Below are 18,680 nucleotides of genomic sequence, written 5' to 3'. Positions count from 1 at the left end.
GAAAAGAGGGGAATGCTTCCGGCAAAAAACCCCACAGAAAACGGGTTTCTTGAAGAAACCCGTTTTCTCGAGAAAAAAAACTGGAGCGAGCGCTTTTCGCCACCCCAGTGCTGTCACGGAATTCAATTCTGTATCTAAATTAACACATTATTGGCAGCAAGCATGATTAAGGAAATTGGAAATTTTTCCCAAAGGGGTTTCCAAAGGCTGTAACCTTGACTGACAAGGGATTTCGAGCCTGATAAGGCCAAAGTTTTTGGAGTCTATCCTCGAAAATTAAACCTCGGCGCTGAGATGTTCACCCAGATGAACGGTTTTCACCCACTTTAAACGTTTAGGACGCAAAGCCATCCGCAGGCTGACACTGGGAATAATAATAAACCAGTGCATCATATAAATCATGCCGCGAATGGTTTGAGCAAGGATGTCTAAACCGAGAGCGAAAGTGAATTTTCTACCCGTATTGACTCGGATTAATCCTGTCACCATCCCCCAGAGAGAAAGGGAAAGAGCCAAACCAGTTAAAGGCGTTAAAATCGGAGCTTGGTGCTGGGTAATTGTGATTAAAAGATCGGGAATAGCGGCCGCAGGTAAGATATATTGAACGAGCAAAAAAGCAATTAAATCAAACTTTTTCGGCCAAGGCATGGGAGACTTTAAAATCGCTTTCCAATAGTCGAGATAACGCTGAAAACCACCTTCGGCCCAACGATTGCGCTGATGCCATAAAGCGATCGCAGTTGTCACCCCTTCTTCCGCTACTGCGGGAAAATTTAAGACATTAATTTTCCAATTATCGATATGGAGACGAATAGTTAAATCAAGATCGTCGGTGATCGTTTGTTCATTCCAACCCCCGCAACGATTTAAGGCACTACGTCGGACAAATTGACCATTTCCGCGCAATTCTCCGATCCCTCCCACCGCGATCCGTTGCTGTTGGAAACAGCTATCAAAGATCATTTCTACCGCTTGTCCTTTGGTCCAGAAGTTTTCGGCGGCATTGGCGATCGCTTTTCGCACCTGTACCGCACCCACTTCTCGATCGTCGAACATCGGCACCACATGACGCAGTAAATCGGAGGATAATCCCGCATCGGCATCGAATACGCCAATAATTTCCCCGTTAGTCAGGGATAAAACCTGATTCAAGGCGCCGGATTTGCCACCTCCGGCATTAGCAGGACGATGGAGAATTTTTAATTGGGGATATTCTAAAGCAAGGCGATCGAGAATCGCACCCGTGTTGTCGGTGCTATAGTCATCGACGATCCAGACTTCTAACTTATCTTGGGGATAGTCTAGATGACAGAGATAATTAACCAGTTTCGTGATTACGGTTTCTTCATTTTTGGCCGCTACTAAGAGAGAAACCCTGGGGACAGAGGCTAAATCCTGATCCAGTAAGGGAATTGGCGGCGTTTCCGGTTTGGTGAACAGCAGCCGCAAAGCTTGCCCCGATAGTACCATAGTTAGGGCGATAATTGCCCAATAACCCCAACTAAGCCAATGAAGTCCGATAATTATTGTCCAGACCGCCATGAGGCTAAAAGCTGCTTTCTGTCTGCGTCCCGATCGGCCTTGAAAAATTTCGCTTCTAAATTCGTCCTCCTCGTCTTCGGGATCGGACCAGTCAGATAGGAGGGAACCAATCGGGTCTAATTCTTCATTATCATCCTCTTGCGACCAATAATTTTCTGCCATAATCGACTCAGGTTAAGTAATTGTTCAAATAGAAGCTTATTTCTTGCTTTATCTTACCGAAAATTGTTAAAATTTTTAACAGAATCTTAAGTTTTTTCGGCAAAGAAACCCTAGTTTTTCAAGCTATTGGTTTTTTTTCCCCATAAATGCGCTTTTTCGGCTAAGATTGCTTTGTTTACATTCGTTGAGAAAATTTAACATTTATCCCCTATGTCAAACCTGCTCCTCTGTGTCGGACTGATTTGTGGCTCAATTATTTGGGTGGAGATCGTGCGTGATTGCTATCATGCTCTGGCCCACCATTGGCAGCCCCTTTATCGTCTGCACGTCTGGCATCATCGGGTTTTTCGTCCCGATCTGTCGGTAATGAGCGAGGAAATTTATCGTCGGGCCCACTGGTACAATGATGTACCGGAGGCCTTGGTCATGTTGGCTGCCAGTGTTTTACCGGTACTAATGGCCTACTCTTGGGGTTTCGATCGCCCTTGGTTGGGTTGGTTAGGCTCCCTTTATACTTTGGCTTTTCTCAGCACGGCGATCGGTCGAGGTTTAGGTATCGCTAATCTGGAGGAATTAACCGATTTAACCCATCGTCCGGGGCAATTTGAGAGTTTACCGGCTCAATGGCGCGTTAATCGTACCTACCACTGGCGACACCATTTTGATAACCAAAAGGCTTATTATTGTGGAACTTTCACCTTTATGGATAAATTGATGGGGACGGCACTTTCTCTCAAGGGCAAAACGATCGCCATTACCGGGGCGAATGGAACCTTAGGGCGATCGCTATTAAAGTACCTACAACTGAAGGGAGCCAAGGTGATCGCGCTCACTTCTGGGGAGAATGCGATCGCCATTGAAATTAACGGCGAATCAGTACCTGTAAAAACCGTGAAATGGCAAATCGGCGAAGAAACGCAACTTGAGGACCTATTTAAGTCTGTAGATATACTGATTTTAAATCATGGCGTTAATGTCCACGGCCAAAGAACCCCAGAAGCGATCGAATTAGCCTACCAAGTGAATACTTTTTCCGTCTGGCGTTTAATGGAATTATTCTTCAAAACTGTCCGCACTAACGAGCAAATTGCCCGCAAGGAAGTCTGGGTGAATACCTCGGAAGCGGAGGTTAATCCTGCCTTTAGTCCCCTCTACGAACTCAGTAAACGGGCGATCGGTGATATGATTACCCTGCGTCGTTTAGATGCCCCCTGTGTGGTGAGAAAGCTAATTCTTGGTCCTTTTAAGAGTAATTTAAATCCTGTGGGTATTATGTCCGCCGATTGGGTGGCTAAACAGATTATCAAGGCGGTACAAAGAGATAGCCGCAACATTATTATTACTATTAATCCCTTGACTTTTATCACCTTCCCAATTAAGGAATTCTCTGTTTCTACCTACTTAAAACTATTTACTCGTTCCCCAAAAAATCAGGAAAAACCCTAACTATTTATCCTTAATCGGGGATCAGGACTATTTTTCCGCGCACTCTTTCCGATTCACTATAATTATGAGCTTCTACCACCTGGGAAAAAGTATAGGTGCGATCGATTCTAACAGTTAATTTTCCCGATTCGATCGCTTCTTTGAGAAATTGCCAGTCAGACGCTTGTGCTTGAGCAAAAAATATCACTTTCCCTTTTTGGGGCAACCAAGCACCGAGATAATTTAGGAAGATAATTCCGGGATTTGGGAGGGTGGTTATATAGGTGCCTTGGGGTTTTAAAAGCTGACGACAGTGCCAAAAAGAAGACTTAGCCACAGCATCGAAGATTATATCATATTTCTGCTCAGTTTTTCTCCAATCTTCTTGGGTATAATCGATAACTTTATCGGCTCCTAAAGAGGTGACATAATCGATATTTTTGCTACTACAAACTCCATCTACTTGTGCGGAGAAAATTTTTCCTATCTGCACGGCAAAGCTACCCACTCCTCCCGATGCACCATTCACTAAAATCCGATTTCCTGCTTGAATACCGCCAAAATCCCGCAAGACTTGCAAAGCGGTAGAAGCGGCTAAAGGAGTGGCGGCAGCTTCAATAAAACTCTGATTAGGCGGTTTTTTAACTAACAGGGAAGCGGGAATAATTGCATATTCAGCATAGGTTCTACCCGGTAATTGATTGAGAAAACCAAAAACCTCATCTCCGATCTGGAATTGTTCCACCTGACTGCCTTTTTCAACGATAATTCCACTATAATCAAAACCTAATTGCAGGGGAAATTTATTACCTGTGGCTATGTTGAGCATTCCCCGACGAATCTTCCAATCAATCGGATTAATTCCCGCTGCCATAATCTTAATTAAGACTTCTTTCCCTTGGGGAATTGGCTTTTCTATTTCGGTGTATTGGAGAACATTACTATCGCCATAGCGATTAATGATAATAGCTTTCATAATTAAGAAAAAAGTTGATAAAATAGTAAAGGAGCAAAAGTAATGACCAAGAGAACAAAAATCCAAACTCGTCCCGCTAAAAGATTATAATCTTGCCCTAATCTTGACCAAGATTGACCGGCGATAAAATGGCCGAACAGAAACTCAAAACCCACTGTTAATACTAACCAAATTAAACCGATAGTAATTGCTTGACCGGACGATTCTAGACCCAAAAAATAGACAAGAGTGCCAATATAAAGACAAAAAAAGAGGATTCCTGTCAGGGTAGAAATTTGATGAGCGCGTAGTTCATCGAGATATTTTCCGTAGGTGGTTTCTCGGAGGATACCGTTACTAATTCCTATTACGATCATCGGGAGCCATGCGACAATGTAGCGACTAATCATAAGTTGTTGGTTTAGAACTCGCTCTAATTGGATTATAGCTATATTTGGCTGATAACTTGAGATATTTTGGTAAAAATTAAGATTGTTACTTGCCTAAATTTTCAGCAAGATAATCAACTAGCTTTTTCACTGTTGTAAATTCTTGGCATTTTTCGTCTGAAAGTTCTAGATCGAATTCTTCTTCTAAAGTCATGATTAATTCAAGTGTATCAAGTTCATCTCCTCCCCAATTTGATAATAAGTCAGACCAACTATTCCGGACAAAAGAACTACAAGAACTATAAGAACGATAAGAACTATAACTACCGACGTTTTCCTTAGATTTTAAATAAAATAGTTCATCATCAATAGGTATCTCAGACTTTTCCACATCTAATTGATCACTAATTATCTCTTGAACTTTGATAAAAATTGCCAGTTTTCGTTCATTGTCTTGTGACGTTATTTTCTCGGTATCATCATTGTTTTTATCGTTAATAACAGCATTAGCTTTTTGTGATGCTATTTTAATAGCTTTCTCTTCATTGATTCTCCTTGATTCCAATAGACTGGATTGACTGAAAAATAACTGATATCTCATAACTTCAATTCTAGAATTAATTAAGTTTCGTATTATATGAAATTCTACTTTATGACCACTTTCCTTGTAAATTCTTGTGGCTAAATCCCAAACAATCTGATCGCGGTTTGCTTCTAGCTGATTTAATTTTTCTTCACTCAGAGATACCATATCATCTAAATACTGATTGATCATCATTGCCAGAATTTGCATCTCATAATTTTTGCTATCTTCATTCATTTGATTAGATCCTCTGCTGCAAAAAATCTCAACCGTATTATATCTCAAGATAAATACTTTTCTAAAAAATTTAGCTTATCAACACCGATCAAGCAATTTATTGGTTAAAACTATAAGTAGGGAGGCACAATTATTTGTAGGATGGGTTAGCGGTAGCGTAACCCATCGGGGCGTTAGGTTTCATGCTTCAACCCAACCTACGTTCATCTTATATTTAATTCCACCCACCTACTTAAATAGGGCGTTTCTCATAAAGATGAAGTATAAACCGATCGGGTATCGTCTCGGAGTCTCCCCAAAACGAAAACCTCATACCTCACCATTAAGATAACTGCCATAAGTGAGGACAGGGGTGACAGTGGGGTAAATTGTTAATTTTTTTGGGGATTTAGCTAAATTATCCGAAAAATGTCACACTAGAGGTAGGGGATCATCAGCGATCGATCATCAGCTTTCAGCAATTTTTGGCTATTTCCCCAGGGTATTGCTGGCAGCCGGTGGGAAAAAAGATTAACTTCAACCCTGACTTTATCTGCTATCGAGGAGGTTAATTCGATGAATAATACGGAAACACTCTCAGTCGATCGGGATACCAACAAACTCTATAATAAAATTCTCGTGGCTGTGGATTATCAAGATGTCACTCCAGAGGTATTGAATACGGCTATTCTCTTAGCGAAAACCTACGCTAGTGAGTTGCGGATTATTTATAGTCTGTCCAAACCTTTGACTCCCTACACGGAAACTTTTATTTATGGTAATCTGATCGGTTATGGTGGTGGTTATCCCTCCGATATGATCGCCTTAGAACAACAAATTACCGAAGAAATGCAGGCGGAATTACAAGCTTGGTTAAACAGTTTAGTCGATCGAGCTAAGGAAGATAATATCACAGCCCGGGCTGATTATTACATCGGTGATCCGGGACAGAAGATTTGTCAAGTTGCCCAGCAAGAGGGGGTAGATTTAATTATTGTGGGTCGTCACGGTCGATCGGGCTTATCTGAGTTAATCTTAGGTAGTGTCAGTAATTATGTGGTACATCATGCTCCCTGTTCAGTTTTGGTGGTACACATCACTCGTTAATTAGAAAGGGTTGAAATCCATTTTTTTCTGTCCATTGAATTGCTCCATCTCTTCCTGTCCAGTAAGTCTTAATCCCGGCCTTTCTCAGTTGATTTCTGACATTACGGGAGAGATTGTTAGTGATAGCGATCGCTGTTTGTGGTCGAATGGACTCTAACCATTGTTTATCTAGATTGCTTCCCTGCCATAATAACACTAGGGGGCTAAATTCTTGGGATAAATTAACGGGATTTTTCGGGTTGATAATCCAGAGCCAAGATTGATTTTTTACCTGAAATTTAAATAAATTTTTCTCGATCAATTGTCCAGTAATTTCGCCGAGATTAAATTTTTCTAACTGGGATAAATTAATAGTTTTTTGGATCGGTATGTCCTCAGTAATAGTTGAGAATTGCGCCGAATTATTAACGGTTATTGCCCCTTGTATTTGATTAATTCCCTCCTGTCGCAAAAAGGGCAAAACTGTATAACGGGCCGTTGCGGGTTCCTCTCCATTAATTAAGAGAGTATTTCCTCGATTTTGAATAATGATTACCGGTTGCGATTTGGTGGCTAAAACTGTCACCTGAGTTAAAGTTAAATGCTGATAAATAATCGGGATTAAAATTACAGCGAGAATAAATAAACCGATTAAATGCCACCGTTGACGAAACCAGATATTAAAGCAGATTAAGGTAAGGCAAATATAAATAATTAACATCACTCCTAAAGATAATTTACCTGTGGAGTAGGTACTAAAAGGAAGCAGACTAAAAAAGGTGGTAATTTGCAGTAATAACTCTAGAGGGTAATAGAGAATACTAGCGCCGATACTGCCCAAAGGGGGATAAATTAAGCCTAAAAAAGCAGTAAAAACTCCTCCTAAACTAATTAGGGTAACTAGGGGGGTTGTGATAATATTAATCGGGATATTATAAAGAGCGATCGAGTTAAATGTAAACATTAATAAAGGCATAGTCCAGAGACTAGCAGCTAGACTAATAGCTATAGGTTCAGTGATTAAATTAGGTAAATAGTCAATTTTATTTTTCAGTAAAGGAACAGTAATAATTAATCCCAAAGTCGCTAAAAAACTTAACTGAAATCCTAAATCCCAAATCCAGAGAGGTTGCCATAATAATAGAATGTTAGCCGCTAGTAACAGGGAACCTAAACTATTAACTTGTCGATTATAAAGCAGACCGATTAATGCCCCAATTCCCATCAAAATCGCTCGCAGGACTGAAGGTTGTAACCCGGTTAAAGTGCCGTAAATTATTAAGACAGTAAGGGCAATAATAAACTGTTGTTTGGGGGATAAATTGCGAGTAATAGTTAAAACAAATCCCAACAAAATAGCCACATGAAAGCCAGAAGCTGCTAAAATGTGAGCTAATCCAGTTTTAATAAATAAATCGGTGATTTTTGCTGGCAAATTAACCGCTTGTCGTCCGAGGGTAATCGAACTTAATAAAGTCCCTTTTTCTTGGCCTAGTCCTTGAATTTGTGCCTCAACAATGCGCTGACGAATCTGCCAAACTCCCCAATTTGGTGACTTTTTGTCGATAATTATTTCCCCTTTTAAACCAGCAAAAGCACCCCGATGCGCTAGATAATTAGCAAAGTCAAAAGCATTGGGATTATTGGCACGACGGGGACGATAAAGTAATCCTTTAACTGTTATTTCTTGTCCGGAATAAACCTGATTTTCTGCTAGATTTGGGAGAGTAACGTAGAGTTTACCTTCGGATTTTTCTGTGGGTAAATTCCTAAGGCTAAATTCCTTTACTTCTAACCAAAATTGTAAATTCTCTCGGCGATTGAGACGGATTTCTGATATAATACTCCCCGTGATTTTAATAGAGTTAACTACATTATTTTTTAAAAGATGACTGATATCGTTTGCGGTGGGGTAAGGAGTGCGAATTTCCAGATAAACAACGGCAAATATAGCTATTAATCCCGCTATCAGCCAAATTTGTTTCGGGGGACTTTGCCACCAAAAACGACGGATAAAAGTTGTGGTTAACAGGGTAATTAAACCAAGAATAACAATCCTAATTACCACTTCTTGCCATCGGTTTAACTGGGGACTAAAATCTAGCAGACCTGTAGATAATAATCCCAGAATATAGGCTAAACCAAGAATAACGCTATTAGGGCGATTCATAGAAATTTTTGTCGTCAAAGAATTTCAGAATTAGGGAACATTATTTTTACATAATATCAGCGAAAATCGAGATTAAAAAGTAACTTAGCATAAACACTATGGGGATCGTTAAATGTAGGTAACTTCAATAATTCCTGCTGAAAATTTTGCCATTCCTGCGTCAAAGGGTGATTATTTTTAGTGAGAGGAGGAAGATAGGTTTGCAATAAATCAGAAAAAAGTTCTTCTTGCCAACTTTGCGATCGAGGATATTCTTTAAGACTCCAATCATCCCCTAATTTAGCTGTTTTGGCCGCATATTGTACTGCCGCTTCTAGACCACCAATTTGATCAACTAAACCAATTTTAACCGCATCTTTTCCCGTCCAGACGCGACCTTGGGCCACAGTTCTAACCTTGTCTGGGGATAATTTTCGCCCCCGGGCCACCGTCTCGATAAATAAATCATAGAACCGATTAACTGCCGCTTGATAAATTTCTAATTCCTGGGAATTTTTCGGTCTGGTAATAGTAGATATATCGGCCAATTTTCCAGTTTTCACCGTATCCCAATCGATGCCATTATTATTAGCAATTTTCTGAATATTTAACAATAATCCAAACACACCGATCGAACCAGTAATTGTATCACTATCGGCAAAAATTCTTTGACCCCCCATGGCGATCCAATAACCCCCGGAAGCTGCCACATCACCCATAGAAATAATTACTGGTTTTTTCGCATCTAAACGCTTAATTTCCCGCAGAATCACCTCAGAAGCAGTGGCACTTCCCCCCGGACTATTAATTCTCAAAACTACCGCTTTTACCTCTTCTTTCTCCTGTAATTTTCGCAGTTCCTTCGCCAATTTATCCCCACCAATTTCGCCTCTATCTCCCTGACCTTCTACGATTGTCCCTTCTGCATAAACTATCGCTATTTGATTGCTACTATCTTCCTCCTCATCGAGAGAACTAGCATAATTAGCTAAAGAAATCTGCGAAAAAGAGTCAGAATTTACCTCCTCATTAGTTTTATTTTTTGCTTCTCCTGTTAACTCCTTTGCTAAAACAATTACTCGATCTAAATAGGCCACTTCATCGACAAAACCCGCCGTTTTCGCTGTGGTGGCTTCCAGAACACCTTGAGTATCAGAAATAGTTTGCAGCTGTTGGGGGGTTAAATTGCGACTTTTGGCCACTGTGGAACTATAATTAGACCAAATTGTATCGAGTAGGGTTTGCAGCTGCTGACGATTCTGGACACTTAAATCCTGACGCGTATAGGGTTCCACCGCACCTTTAAAAGAACCCACTTTTACCACTTGTACCCCCACACCATATTTTTCTAGTGCATCGGCAAAAAAGGTTTGTTGACTACTTAAACCATTAATTTCCATTCTCCCCACGGGGTTAATAATCACCTTTTCAGCAACGGAAGCGAGATAATATTCCTTTTCCGTCCATTCCACATCGTAGGCGATAATTTTTTTACCTGATTGGCGAAAATTTGCCAAAGCTTGCCGCACTTCCGTCAGGGTAGCATAGCCATATTCACCGACAGTGCCGCGGCCGTAGAGTAACAGACCGACAATATTATCATCAAGGGTGGCCTTTTCGATCGCCGCTATTACCTGTCGTAAATTTAAAGTGGTCGCACTCTCACCGGTCAAACTATCGGCTAAACTGGAACTAGGGGGAGCATCGCTGATATTGGTGGCTAAGTTAAAAACTAAGACCGATTTTTCCTTAACTGAGGAGCTATCGCTAGACATAAGGGAAGAAAGCAGTAAAAATGCTAATCCCCCCACACCTAAGACCGAAAATGCCAATAATCCCAATAAAGTTCCCAAGCAACTAGCGAAAGTTTGTTTAAAAAACTGGCCCATCGGTTTTCATCTGCTACTAATTATCCTGTTTCCTATTGTAGGGATTCCCCGCCCAGAAACAAGTTTTTTATTTACGAACAAATGTACTTAAAGTCTTGGGGATAGTGACTGGAGTTGTGAGATGTCAAGGGATCGGCTAAGATTGTGATAGACAATTTCCAGTCAAAGAGATGAATCAATTAAATTGAAGATAGATTCTGTCTTTGATCCCCCCTTCCCCCCTTGATAAGGGGGGTGTCTGGCAATTTTTAACACCTACCTACTTAAAAGAGATGAATCAATTAAAACCGAAACTCGTCAATTATCCAGATTGGGAGCGAAAAGAACAAATTAAACGAAATCGTTCGGCTTTGGCTATCTTAGAACAAAGACGACAAAAACGGTCACAAATAACCGATGAGCAAGACCAATAAATTTCCCAGTGTTTGCTCAATTTTCAGACCGCGATTGATAATGCTCGTCCTTTAGGTTTAAAGCTTTATAGCCTTGGCTAGAAACTCTAAAGATTGGCAAACAAACGGCTGATAATTACAATATTGATGTGGATATTATTAAGTAGCTGGACACAATTAATTAGACATATCTAACTACCTCTTGCATGAGTGCCTTTTGCCTATCCTAACTAAGAAGTTAATTTTGTCCTATTACTTATTCTTGCTCATTGGCAGTTATAAAAAAACAATATCGGCTCTCTTATTCTTTGTGTGATAAGTTTAACTTATATGGTAGCGATCTTTGTGTCCTTTGTGTCTCTGTGGTTCCTTCCACACTACTACTAATGTCAAACATTTTCAGGGATTTGCAGAAGCTTTAAATTGGCAAGATATTAACATATAACAGCTTTAAGCTTGATCATTTTTTCACTTTAACTACTTAATCTTATGCAGTTTATTGATCGCGCCGAAATAGAAGTAGAGGGGGGTAAGGGAGGTGATGGAATTGTCGCTTTCCGTCGGGAAAAATACGTCCCCGCTGGCGGTCCGGCCGGAGGTAATGGGGGAAAAGGTGGTTCGGTGATTTTTGTGGCGACTCAGAACCTGCAAACCCTGCTAGATTTCCAGTATAGTCGCTATTTTAAGGCCGATGACGGTAAACGGGGCGGCCCTAACAACTGCACCGGAGCCAACGGTAGCGATCGCATTATTAAAGTTCCCTGTGGTACAGTGGTTTACGATCTCGATAGCGAGGAAATTATCGGCGATTTGGTCACTCCCGAACAGACTTTAATCGTGGCTGCCGGGGGAAAAGGGGGATTAGGCAACCGCCACTTTTTAAGTAATAATAATCGCGCACCCGAATACGCTTTACCCGGTTTAGACGGAGAAAAACGCCATTTACGCCTAGAATTGAAGTTATTAGCGGAAGTAGGACTGATTGGGCTGCCCAATGCGGGAAAATCGACCCTAATCTCCGCCGTTTCCTCTGCTCGTCCCAAAATCGCCGATTATCCCTTTACGACTCTTATCCCTAACTTGGGAGTGGTACGCAAACCCACGGGAGATGGGACGGTATTCGCCGATATTCCTGGATTAATCGAGGGAGCGCACCGAGGAATCGGCCTAGGACACGAATTTTTGCGCCATATCGAACGCACACGCCTGTTAATTCATCTTGTCTCTTTGACATCAGAGGACCCGATCGCCGATTATCAAATTATCCAAGGGGAATTAGCCGCCTATGGTCGAGGCTTAGAAAAGCGCTCGCAAATACTGGTTTTCAACAAAATTGATGCTGTGGACGAGGAAACGATAGATAACTATCAAAAGCAGTTTGCTAAAATAACCAATGCCGAGATTTTGACTATTTCCGCCGTAACAGGAGCCGGATTAACCACTCTACTCGCCAAAGTTTGGCAGCAATTAGAGCAACTGGAGAGGGTCGAGGTTGAAACCCCTTCCCTGTTTTCCTAAAATCGCTCGTTAGTTGTTGAGCTGCCGGGGTGCAGGTGGTCGGCGATTGCTCGGCCTTCTTTCCGTACCTTCAAAGTTACCATTAGAACGACGGGTGCGGCGCTGTTCGCCTTCATTTTCGGCCGCATAGACTTCTAGATAAACAGAGCGACCCGCACTCGCGGCCGCCATTTCTAGGGTAGTTCTAATCGCCTGTAAATTGCGTCCTCCCCGGCCGTAAACTTTGCCTTTATCGACATCATCGAAGGCTACACGCACCCAAAGACGTTCATTTTCCTTACAGCGCTCGATATCCAATCTCAGACTGGCTGGATCTTCCAAAAACGGCTCGATCATAAATTTCACCAGTTCGAGATAATTGGGGGTACTAGGCATTGATTTTCTCGAAAATTTTCTGTTTGGTGAGAATGCCGCGCACGGTGTCCGTCGGTTGCGCTCCTTGTTGTAAGCGTCGGATGATTCCTTCTTCATCCAGACGCACTTCATCGGTGCGAGGATTGTAAAATCCTAACTCCTCTAGGGGACGACCATCGCGACGACTGGTGCTAACGGCCGCAACGATACGATAACTGGCTTCGCGTTTTTTACCAAAGCGTTTTAGACGTAATTTGATCATGGTTACTCAAAAATTCTCCTTTCCGATTCTAACTCATCCCAGCGGTATTTCCACAAGTGGCGATCGAGGGAACGGTCGGCAGCCATTGGCTATTATTGAAAATAACGCCTATATCTTAATGGTGAGGTACAAAGTTGAAGTGTGTTAAGTAGGGAGGCACAATTATTTGTAGGATGGGTTAGCGGTAGCGTAACATAATCGGGCGTTGAGTTTCATGCTTCAACCCAACCTACGTTCATCCTAGATTTAATTCCACCCACCCACTTAGTTTTGGCTAACACACCCGAAATTAAGATTAAATTAAACCTCTTGCATAATTAATTTTTTGAGGGTTCAAAAACGTCAAAAATAAGGATTAAATCGCACAACATCTGTAAATATAGCGTTTCCTAAGCTAGTGAGGTACACATATTTTTCGGATCTTCTAGGTTCTGTGTGATCAGTTTAACTTACAATATGATCGATCAATCTTTGTGTCCTTTGTGTCTTTGTGGTTCGTTCCACTCACTCGCCAGCAGTACTGTATCCTAGAATACATTTTACCCACCAAACCTGGGAGAGCCTATTTTTCTTCCCTTTTGACTTTTGCCTCTTGCCTTTTGCCTAAAACCCATAACTTTTGTACCTCAGCAGACTGAAAAACGCTATAGACCATTTAACTGATTAATGCTCATTCTTAATTCTCCTGACTACTGACTACTGGCTACTGACTCCTAACCCTAACAACAATTTGTGATTTTTACAAGAGGTCTAGTTTTTACCCTTATCTAACCGTAAACTTTCCCATAATACTCTTGATATTCTTTGGATAACAAAGGTTGCCACCAATCCCGATGATCGAGATACCATTGAATGGTTTTTCTTAATCCCCCCTCTACCGTTTCTTGAGGTTGCCAACCTAATTCGGTGCGAATTTTACTGGCATCAATAGCATACCGGCGATCATGTCCAGGCCGATCCTTAACAAAAGTAATTAAATTCCGAGCGGGTTTCACGGGTAAATCGGTGGCCAATTCATCCATTAACTCACATAACATCCTGACTAAATCGATATTTTTTACCTCATTATTTCCGCCAATATTATAGGTTTCTCCCGCTTTTCCTTTGTGAATAACTGTATCTAAAGCTTGACAATGATCCCGCACATATAACCAATCTCGAACATTTTGACCATCACCATAAACGGGTAAAGGTTTACCCAAAAGAATATTAATACACATCAAAGGAATTAACTTTTCAGGAAAATGATAGGAACCATAATTATTAGAGCAATTAGTAATAATTGTCGGCATTCCGTAGGTATGAAAATAAGCTCTCGCTAGATGATCACTCCCCGCTTTTGAGGCAGAATAGGGACTATTAGGAGCATAGGGAGTAGTTTCGGTAAAAGCCGGATCATCTACTCCTAAACTACCATAAACTTCATCGGTGGAAACGTGCAGAAAACGATAGTTATCGGGTTGATGATTACTTAACCAATGTTGCCGAAAACTTTCTAATAGAGTAAAAGTTCCCACCACATTAGTTTGTACAAAAGCCCCAGGTCCAAGAATCGATCGATCCACATGGGATTCGGCAGCAAAATGAGCAACCGTATCGATATTTTCACCAGCAAATAATTGATCAACTAAAGCTCGATCGCAGATATCCCCTTGCAGAAAACGAAAATTCTTTCTATCTTTCAGTGTCGCTAAATTATTCAAATTGCCCGCGTAGGTAAGAGCATCAAGAACAATGACACGATCCTCAGGATAATTCTCGCACCAATGATGAACAAAATTCGAGCCGATAAATCCTGCTCCACCAGTAATTACTATGTTTCTAGCTTGATTTTCTGTCGCCATGGCCACCTCTAGCAAAAGTTCGCTACTTATTTTAGGCTTTTTTGCCTTACAATTCCTGCTCGAAAGTGATCTGATCGGAGCGATAATCCGGCGGTTCAACGTGAATTAAAATTCTCACAGGGCTAAATTGTTGGGTTAATCTTGCTTCTACCGCTTCCGTGATCCTGTGAGCAGTTTCCACATCTTGAGCGGAGACAACTAGGTGCATTTCTATAAATACCTGTCTTCCCACCACTCCCCGAGACGCGATCGCATGACAATTAAGCACCCCCGGCACCTCCATCACAATTTGATGAATCACTTCAGGAGCGATCGCCATTTCATCCACTAACAAAGGTAAATTCTCCATCAGGACTTTCCAACCACTGCTAAACACCAAAAAAGCGACGGGAAAGGACAAAATCACATCTAACCATTGTAATTGGGGAATATTAGCCGTATTGCCCACCCAAACCCCGACTAAACCCAATAAAACCGTAATTGTCACCCACACATCACTCATGGTATGCCTAGCATCGGCAATCAAAATCGCACTACCGACACGCTGCCCCACGGATCTCTCATAATAGGTGACAAAAATATTCACCCCTAAAACGATAATTAATAGCCATAACTCAGGACCTGCAATCTCGACAGGTTTTCCTCCTTTGATAATACGCATGATCCCCCCTTGCAAGATTTCAAAACAGGCAATCCCCAAAAAGGCGGCGATCGCCAAAGCTCCGATCGCTTCGTATTTTAGATGTCCGTAGGGATGATCTCGATCTGGATAGGGAGAGGAAAACCGCATCGCTACTAATCCCAAGACATTATTGGCACTATCGGTGACACTATGGAGAGCATCCGCTTGCAGACTTAAAGCACCAATCCTCAAACCCACCCCCGCTTTGATCGCCATAACCAAAATGTTCAGCAGCAGGGTGATCCAGAGAACTTTTTGGACGGTAGCCCGATTATCTTTTAAAACAGCCACAGGATTATCAGTTATCAGTTATCAGTTATCAGTTATCAGTTATCAGTTATCAGTTAAGTAGGGAGGCACAATTATTTGTAGGATGGGTTAGCGGTAGCGTAACCCATGCGGGCGTTGGGTTTCATGCTTCAACCCAACCTACGTTCATCTTATATTTAATTCTACCCACCCACTTATCAGTGGGTAAGTTATCAGTTATCAGGGAAATTTCAACTAAAACCCCAAAAACCCAACTACTTGAGGGTTGAAAAAGGGCAAAAATAAGGATTAAATTGCCTAAAGTCGGTAAATAGACCATTTAATTGATTATTATTCATTTTTAATTCTCCTGACTCCTGACGACCGGCTACTGACCCCTGACCCTAACAACAATTTTTGATTTTTGCAAGAGGTCTGGTCATCAACAATTGATCAACTCCCGAAATAATAGACTACCATCGGTCAAATTGAGCAGCGGATCGGCGGCCCGCTCGGGATGGGGCATCATTCCTAGCACATTTCCTGCTTTATTGGTAATTCCTGCAATATTATTTAACGATCCGTTGGGATTTCCTGACTCATCAACCTCTCCTGTGGGAGTACAGTAACGAAAGAGAATTTGACCGTTATCCTCCAGAGATTTTAACGTATCTTCTGCGGCATAATAACGCCCTTCCCCGTGGGCAATGGGCAAATTAAGCACCTGTTGCGTTTGATAACCTCGCGTCCAGACAGATTGATTGTTTTCCACTTTTACTGGCACTCGATCGCAGATAAAATGTAAATCCCGATTACGAATTAACGCACCAGGTAGCAGCCCAATTTCCGTTAATACCTGAAAACCGTTACAGATGCCTAAAACTAATTTACCTTTTTCGGCTTCTTCTCGGACAGTTTTCATTGCTGGTGAAAATCTAGCGATCGCACCACAGCGCAAATAATCGCCGTAACTAAATCCCCCCGGCACCACAATCACATCCACATCCCCTAGCTCCGTCTCTTGATGCCAAACATAGCGGGTGGGTTGCTGAAAAATCCCCTCCGTCACCGTTGCCACATCTCGATCGCAATTCGATCCGGGGAAAACAATAATCCCAAACTTCATAATTTTTAACTTGGTTAATTCATTGTGCAGAAAGCTCTCATCAGATGGGTGTTGGGGTATTGGGTGAATTTCCCCATTTCCCCATTTCCCTATCCCCTAATCTCTATCCCCTATCTACTGACAATGCAAATCAAAGCGATAATTTTCAATCACAGGATTAGCCAATAGTTGATCGCACATTTGATCCAATTGTGCGCGGGCGCTGGTTTCATCCGCTGCTGTCACAGTAAGCTCAATATACTTACCAATTCGCACCCCAGCCACAGTATCATAACCTAATTGCTTTAATCCCGACTCTACCGCCGTACCCGCCGGATCGAGAACCGAAGGGCGCAGGGTAACATAAATACAGCACTGATAATTTTTTGGCATAGAATTAAATTTGATCGCTGACCTTTTTGATATGAAATCCCAACGCACCCGATCGCAAGAGCGCATTATCCACTTACTCAAAACCTTAAATCGGGCAGTATCCGCTCAGGAATTGTTTGTGGAACTCCGTCAGCGTGACCAAAATATGGGGTTAGCCACTGTTTACCGCGCCCTAGAATCCCTAAAGCTACAGGGTGCGGTGCAGGTGAGAACCCTAGCCACAGGAGAATCCCTCTACAGTTCCGTTCAGCAGGACCAACACCATCTTACCTGTATTCATTGCGGCCGGTCTATCGTCTTTAATGAGTGTCCCGTTCATGAATTGGAAGAAAAACTCGAAAAATCCCACCAATTCAAGGTTTATTACCATACTCTCGAATTTTTTGGACTTTGCGATCGCTGTCACCCCAGTTAAGTAAGCTGTACTACATTTAAACTGCCTATCGGGTAAATTTAGTACAAACGCTCGGACTGGCAACTCCAGCCCTGCCAACTCCGGTAAAGTCCTACAGGGATTAAACTGTTGTTTGTCCTTGGGCTGTTTTCAGGGGGATTAACTCCGGTTGACTGTAGTGATGATGACTGTTGAGGGGGGATAACAAGGGAAAAAAGGGCTGATGTAAACTGATTAATTGGGCTAGGGTTTTCTTGAGATGGGGACGGGGAACGATCGCATCGACAAACCCGTGTTTTAACAAGTATTCCGATGTCTGGAAACCTTCTGGCAATTTCTCGCGCAAAGTCTGTTCAATTACCCGTTTACCGGCAAAACCGATGGTAGCCTTCGGTTCAGCGATAATAATATCTCCCAACATGGCAAAACTGGCCGTGACTCCCCCCGTGGTGGGATTAGTCAAGACGGGAATATAGAGTAATTTTGCTTCCCGATGCCGGTTAAGAGCGCCAGAAATCTTGGCCATCTGCATTAAACTTAACATTCCTTCCTGCATTCTCGCCCCGCCAGAAGCGCAGATAATCACCAGGGGTAAACTTTCATCGGTAGCTCGTTCCGTCAAACGACAGAGTTTTTCTCCCACCACCGATCCCATGCTACCCCCCATAAAACGGAAGTCCATCACCCCTAAAGCTAAGGGTAAACCGTCGATTGTCCCCGTTCCCGTTCGCACAGCATCCGTCAGACCCGTTTTTTCTTGGGTTTCTCGCAGGCGATCGCTATAACTTTTCCGATCGCGAAATTTGAGCGGATCCGTCGGTCGAATCTGTTCATCGAGGCAAGTCCAAGTATTAGCATCCACTAACTGGCGAATTCTTTCTTCACTTTCCACCCGATTATGATGACCGCAATCGAGACAAACCAGTTGATTAGCTAATAAATCCTTCGTATAGGCCAAAACGCCGCAATTTGGACATTTTGTCCACAAACCATCGGCTATTTCTCGTTCCTGTTGTTGTTGAACCTTGGGTTCTGTTTTTTGGCGATTTGCAAACCAATCAAATAGAGACATAGTTTAAAATAAAGACAAT

Annotated in this window: 19 protein-coding genes; 6 read left to right on the top strand and 13 right to left on the bottom strand. The window is 42.1% G+C overall.

Translation table 11 applies throughout. The annotated features are described in order from the left end of the window. Positions 1 to 276: 276 nt before the first annotated feature. The gene (locus MICAI_RS02410) at positions 277 to 1,704 is read right to left on the bottom strand and encodes a glycosyltransferase (protein ID WP_008197287.1); all 1,428 of its coding nucleotides are present in this window, start codon (positions 1,702 to 1,704) and stop codon (positions 277 to 279) included. A gap of 210 nt (positions 1,705 to 1,914) precedes the next feature. Between MICAI_RS02410 and MICAI_RS02405 the strand changes: the two genes are divergently transcribed. Beyond that, a complete protein-coding gene (locus MICAI_RS02405) occupies positions 1,915 to 3,150 on the top strand; it encodes a bifunctional sterol desaturase/short chain dehydrogenase (RefSeq protein ID WP_008197285.1) in 1,236 nt (411 codons plus the stop codon). 10 nt (positions 3,151 to 3,160) lie between these two features. Here MICAI_RS02405 and MICAI_RS02400 read toward each other — a convergent pair whose 3' ends face one another. From MICAI_RS02400 to MICAI_RS02390, 3 genes are all read right to left on the bottom strand, one after another. Further along, the gene (locus MICAI_RS02400) at positions 3,161 to 4,105 is read right to left on the bottom strand and encodes an NAD(P)-dependent alcohol dehydrogenase (protein WP_008197284.1); all 945 of its coding nucleotides are present in this window, start codon (positions 4,103 to 4,105) and stop codon (positions 3,161 to 3,163) included. Between the two features lie 2 nt (positions 4,106 to 4,107). After that, entirely contained in the window at positions 4,108 to 4,494 is a 387-nt protein-coding gene (locus tag MICAI_RS02395) for a hypothetical protein (protein WP_008197283.1), read from the bottom strand. Between the two features lie 85 nt (positions 4,495 to 4,579). Further along, positions 4,580 to 5,293 (bottom strand): acyl carrier protein, encoded by a 714-nt coding sequence (locus tag MICAI_RS02390; protein WP_008197282.1) that lies wholly within the window; start codon positions 5,291 to 5,293, stop codon positions 4,580 to 4,582. A gap of 555 nt (positions 5,294 to 5,848) precedes the next feature. Between MICAI_RS02390 and MICAI_RS02385 the strand changes: the two genes are divergently transcribed. Continuing rightward, positions 5,849 to 6,379, top strand: a complete 531-nt coding sequence (locus MICAI_RS02385) for a universal stress protein (RefSeq protein WP_008197281.1) — start codon at positions 5,849 to 5,851, stop codon at positions 6,377 to 6,379. On the opposite strand, the gene MICAI_RS02380 is transcribed toward MICAI_RS02385, so the two are convergent. Together MICAI_RS02380 and sppA are read right to left on the bottom strand one after the other, a co-directional pair. After that, positions 6,369 to 8,528, bottom strand: coding sequence for a ComEC/Rec2 family competence protein (locus MICAI_RS02380; RefSeq protein WP_008197280.1), 2,160 nt, complete (start codon positions 8,526 to 8,528; stop codon positions 6,369 to 6,371). The genes MICAI_RS02385 and MICAI_RS02380 overlap by 11 nt on opposite strands. Before the next feature lie 56 nt (positions 8,529 to 8,584). Then, entirely contained in the window at positions 8,585 to 10,396 is a 1,812-nt protein-coding gene (gene sppA / locus MICAI_RS02375) for a signal peptide peptidase SppA (RefSeq protein ID WP_008197279.1), read from the bottom strand. A gap of 272 nt (positions 10,397 to 10,668) precedes the next feature. Between sppA and MICAI_RS26745 the strand changes: the two genes are divergently transcribed. Then, on the top strand, positions 10,669 to 10,809 hold the full coding sequence (locus MICAI_RS26745; protein WP_232306105.1) for a hypothetical protein: 141 nt from the start codon (positions 10,669 to 10,671) through the stop codon (positions 10,807 to 10,809). Positions 10,810 to 11,277: 468 nt separating this feature from the next. Further along, on the top strand, positions 11,278 to 12,306 hold the full coding sequence (gene obgE / locus MICAI_RS02365; protein WP_008197277.1) for a GTPase ObgE: 1,029 nt from the start codon (positions 11,278 to 11,280) through the stop codon (positions 12,304 to 12,306). Between the two features lie 9 nt (positions 12,307 to 12,315). Here the strand turns inward: obgE and MICAI_RS02360 are convergent, their stop codons facing one another. Together MICAI_RS02360 and rpsP are read right to left on the bottom strand one after the other, a co-directional pair. Further along, entirely contained in the window at positions 12,316 to 12,681 is a 366-nt protein-coding gene (locus MICAI_RS02360) for a KH domain-containing protein (protein WP_008197276.1), read from the bottom strand. Further along, a complete protein-coding gene (rpsP, locus tag MICAI_RS02355) occupies positions 12,674 to 12,922 on the bottom strand; it encodes a 30S ribosomal protein S16 (RefSeq protein WP_002780060.1) in 249 nt (82 codons plus the stop codon). Before rpsP ends, MICAI_RS02360 begins: the two co-directional genes overlap by 8 nt. Here rpsP and MICAI_RS25620 point away from each other — a divergent pair. Beyond that, positions 12,921 to 13,070, top strand: a complete 150-nt coding sequence (locus MICAI_RS25620; RefSeq protein WP_157221709.1) for a hypothetical protein — start codon at positions 12,921 to 12,923, stop codon at positions 13,068 to 13,070. The two genes, rpsP and MICAI_RS25620, sit on opposite strands and share 2 nt — an antisense overlap. 619 nt (positions 13,071 to 13,689) lie before the next feature. On the opposite strand, the gene rfbB is transcribed toward MICAI_RS25620, so the two are convergent. The 4 genes from rfbB to purS form a co-directional block, all read right to left on the bottom strand. After that, positions 13,690 to 14,766, bottom strand: coding sequence for a dTDP-glucose 4,6-dehydratase (rfbB, locus tag MICAI_RS02350; RefSeq protein ID WP_008197275.1), 1,077 nt, complete (start codon positions 14,764 to 14,766; stop codon positions 13,690 to 13,692). A gap of 46 nt (positions 14,767 to 14,812) precedes the next feature. Beyond that, entirely contained in the window at positions 14,813 to 15,739 is a 927-nt protein-coding gene (locus MICAI_RS02345; protein ID WP_008197274.1) for a cation diffusion facilitator family transporter, read from the bottom strand. A 400-nt stretch (positions 15,740 to 16,139) separates the two neighbouring features. Further along, positions 16,140 to 16,823, bottom strand: coding sequence for a phosphoribosylformylglycinamidine synthase subunit PurQ (gene purQ, locus MICAI_RS02340; RefSeq protein WP_008197272.1), 684 nt, complete (start codon positions 16,821 to 16,823; stop codon positions 16,140 to 16,142). 114 nt (positions 16,824 to 16,937) lie between these two features. Beyond that, the gene (gene purS, locus MICAI_RS02335; protein WP_008197271.1) at positions 16,938 to 17,195 is read right to left on the bottom strand and encodes a phosphoribosylformylglycinamidine synthase subunit PurS; all 258 of its coding nucleotides are present in this window, start codon (positions 17,193 to 17,195) and stop codon (positions 16,938 to 16,940) included. Between the two features lie 31 nt (positions 17,196 to 17,226). On the opposite strand from purS, the gene MICAI_RS02330 reads away from it, so the two are divergent. After that, positions 17,227 to 17,610 (top strand): Fur family transcriptional regulator, encoded by a 384-nt coding sequence (locus MICAI_RS02330; RefSeq protein WP_008197269.1) that lies wholly within the window; start codon positions 17,227 to 17,229, stop codon positions 17,608 to 17,610. Positions 17,611 to 17,710: 100 nt separating this feature from the next. Here MICAI_RS02330 and accD read toward each other — a convergent pair whose 3' ends face one another. Beyond that, positions 17,711 to 18,661 (bottom strand): acetyl-CoA carboxylase, carboxyltransferase subunit beta, encoded by a 951-nt coding sequence (accD, locus tag MICAI_RS02325; RefSeq protein ID WP_008197268.1) that lies wholly within the window; start codon positions 18,659 to 18,661, stop codon positions 17,711 to 17,713. Between the last annotated feature and the right edge of the window lie 19 nt (positions 18,662 to 18,680).

The sequence above is a fragment of the Microcystis sp. T1-4 genome, from assembly GCF_000297435.1.
Taxonomy (GTDB): Bacteria; Cyanobacteriota; Cyanobacteriia; order Cyanobacteriales; family Microcystaceae; genus Microcystis.
Note: the sequence above shows the minus strand (reverse complement) of the source record. Positions and strands in the feature narration are given on the sequence as shown.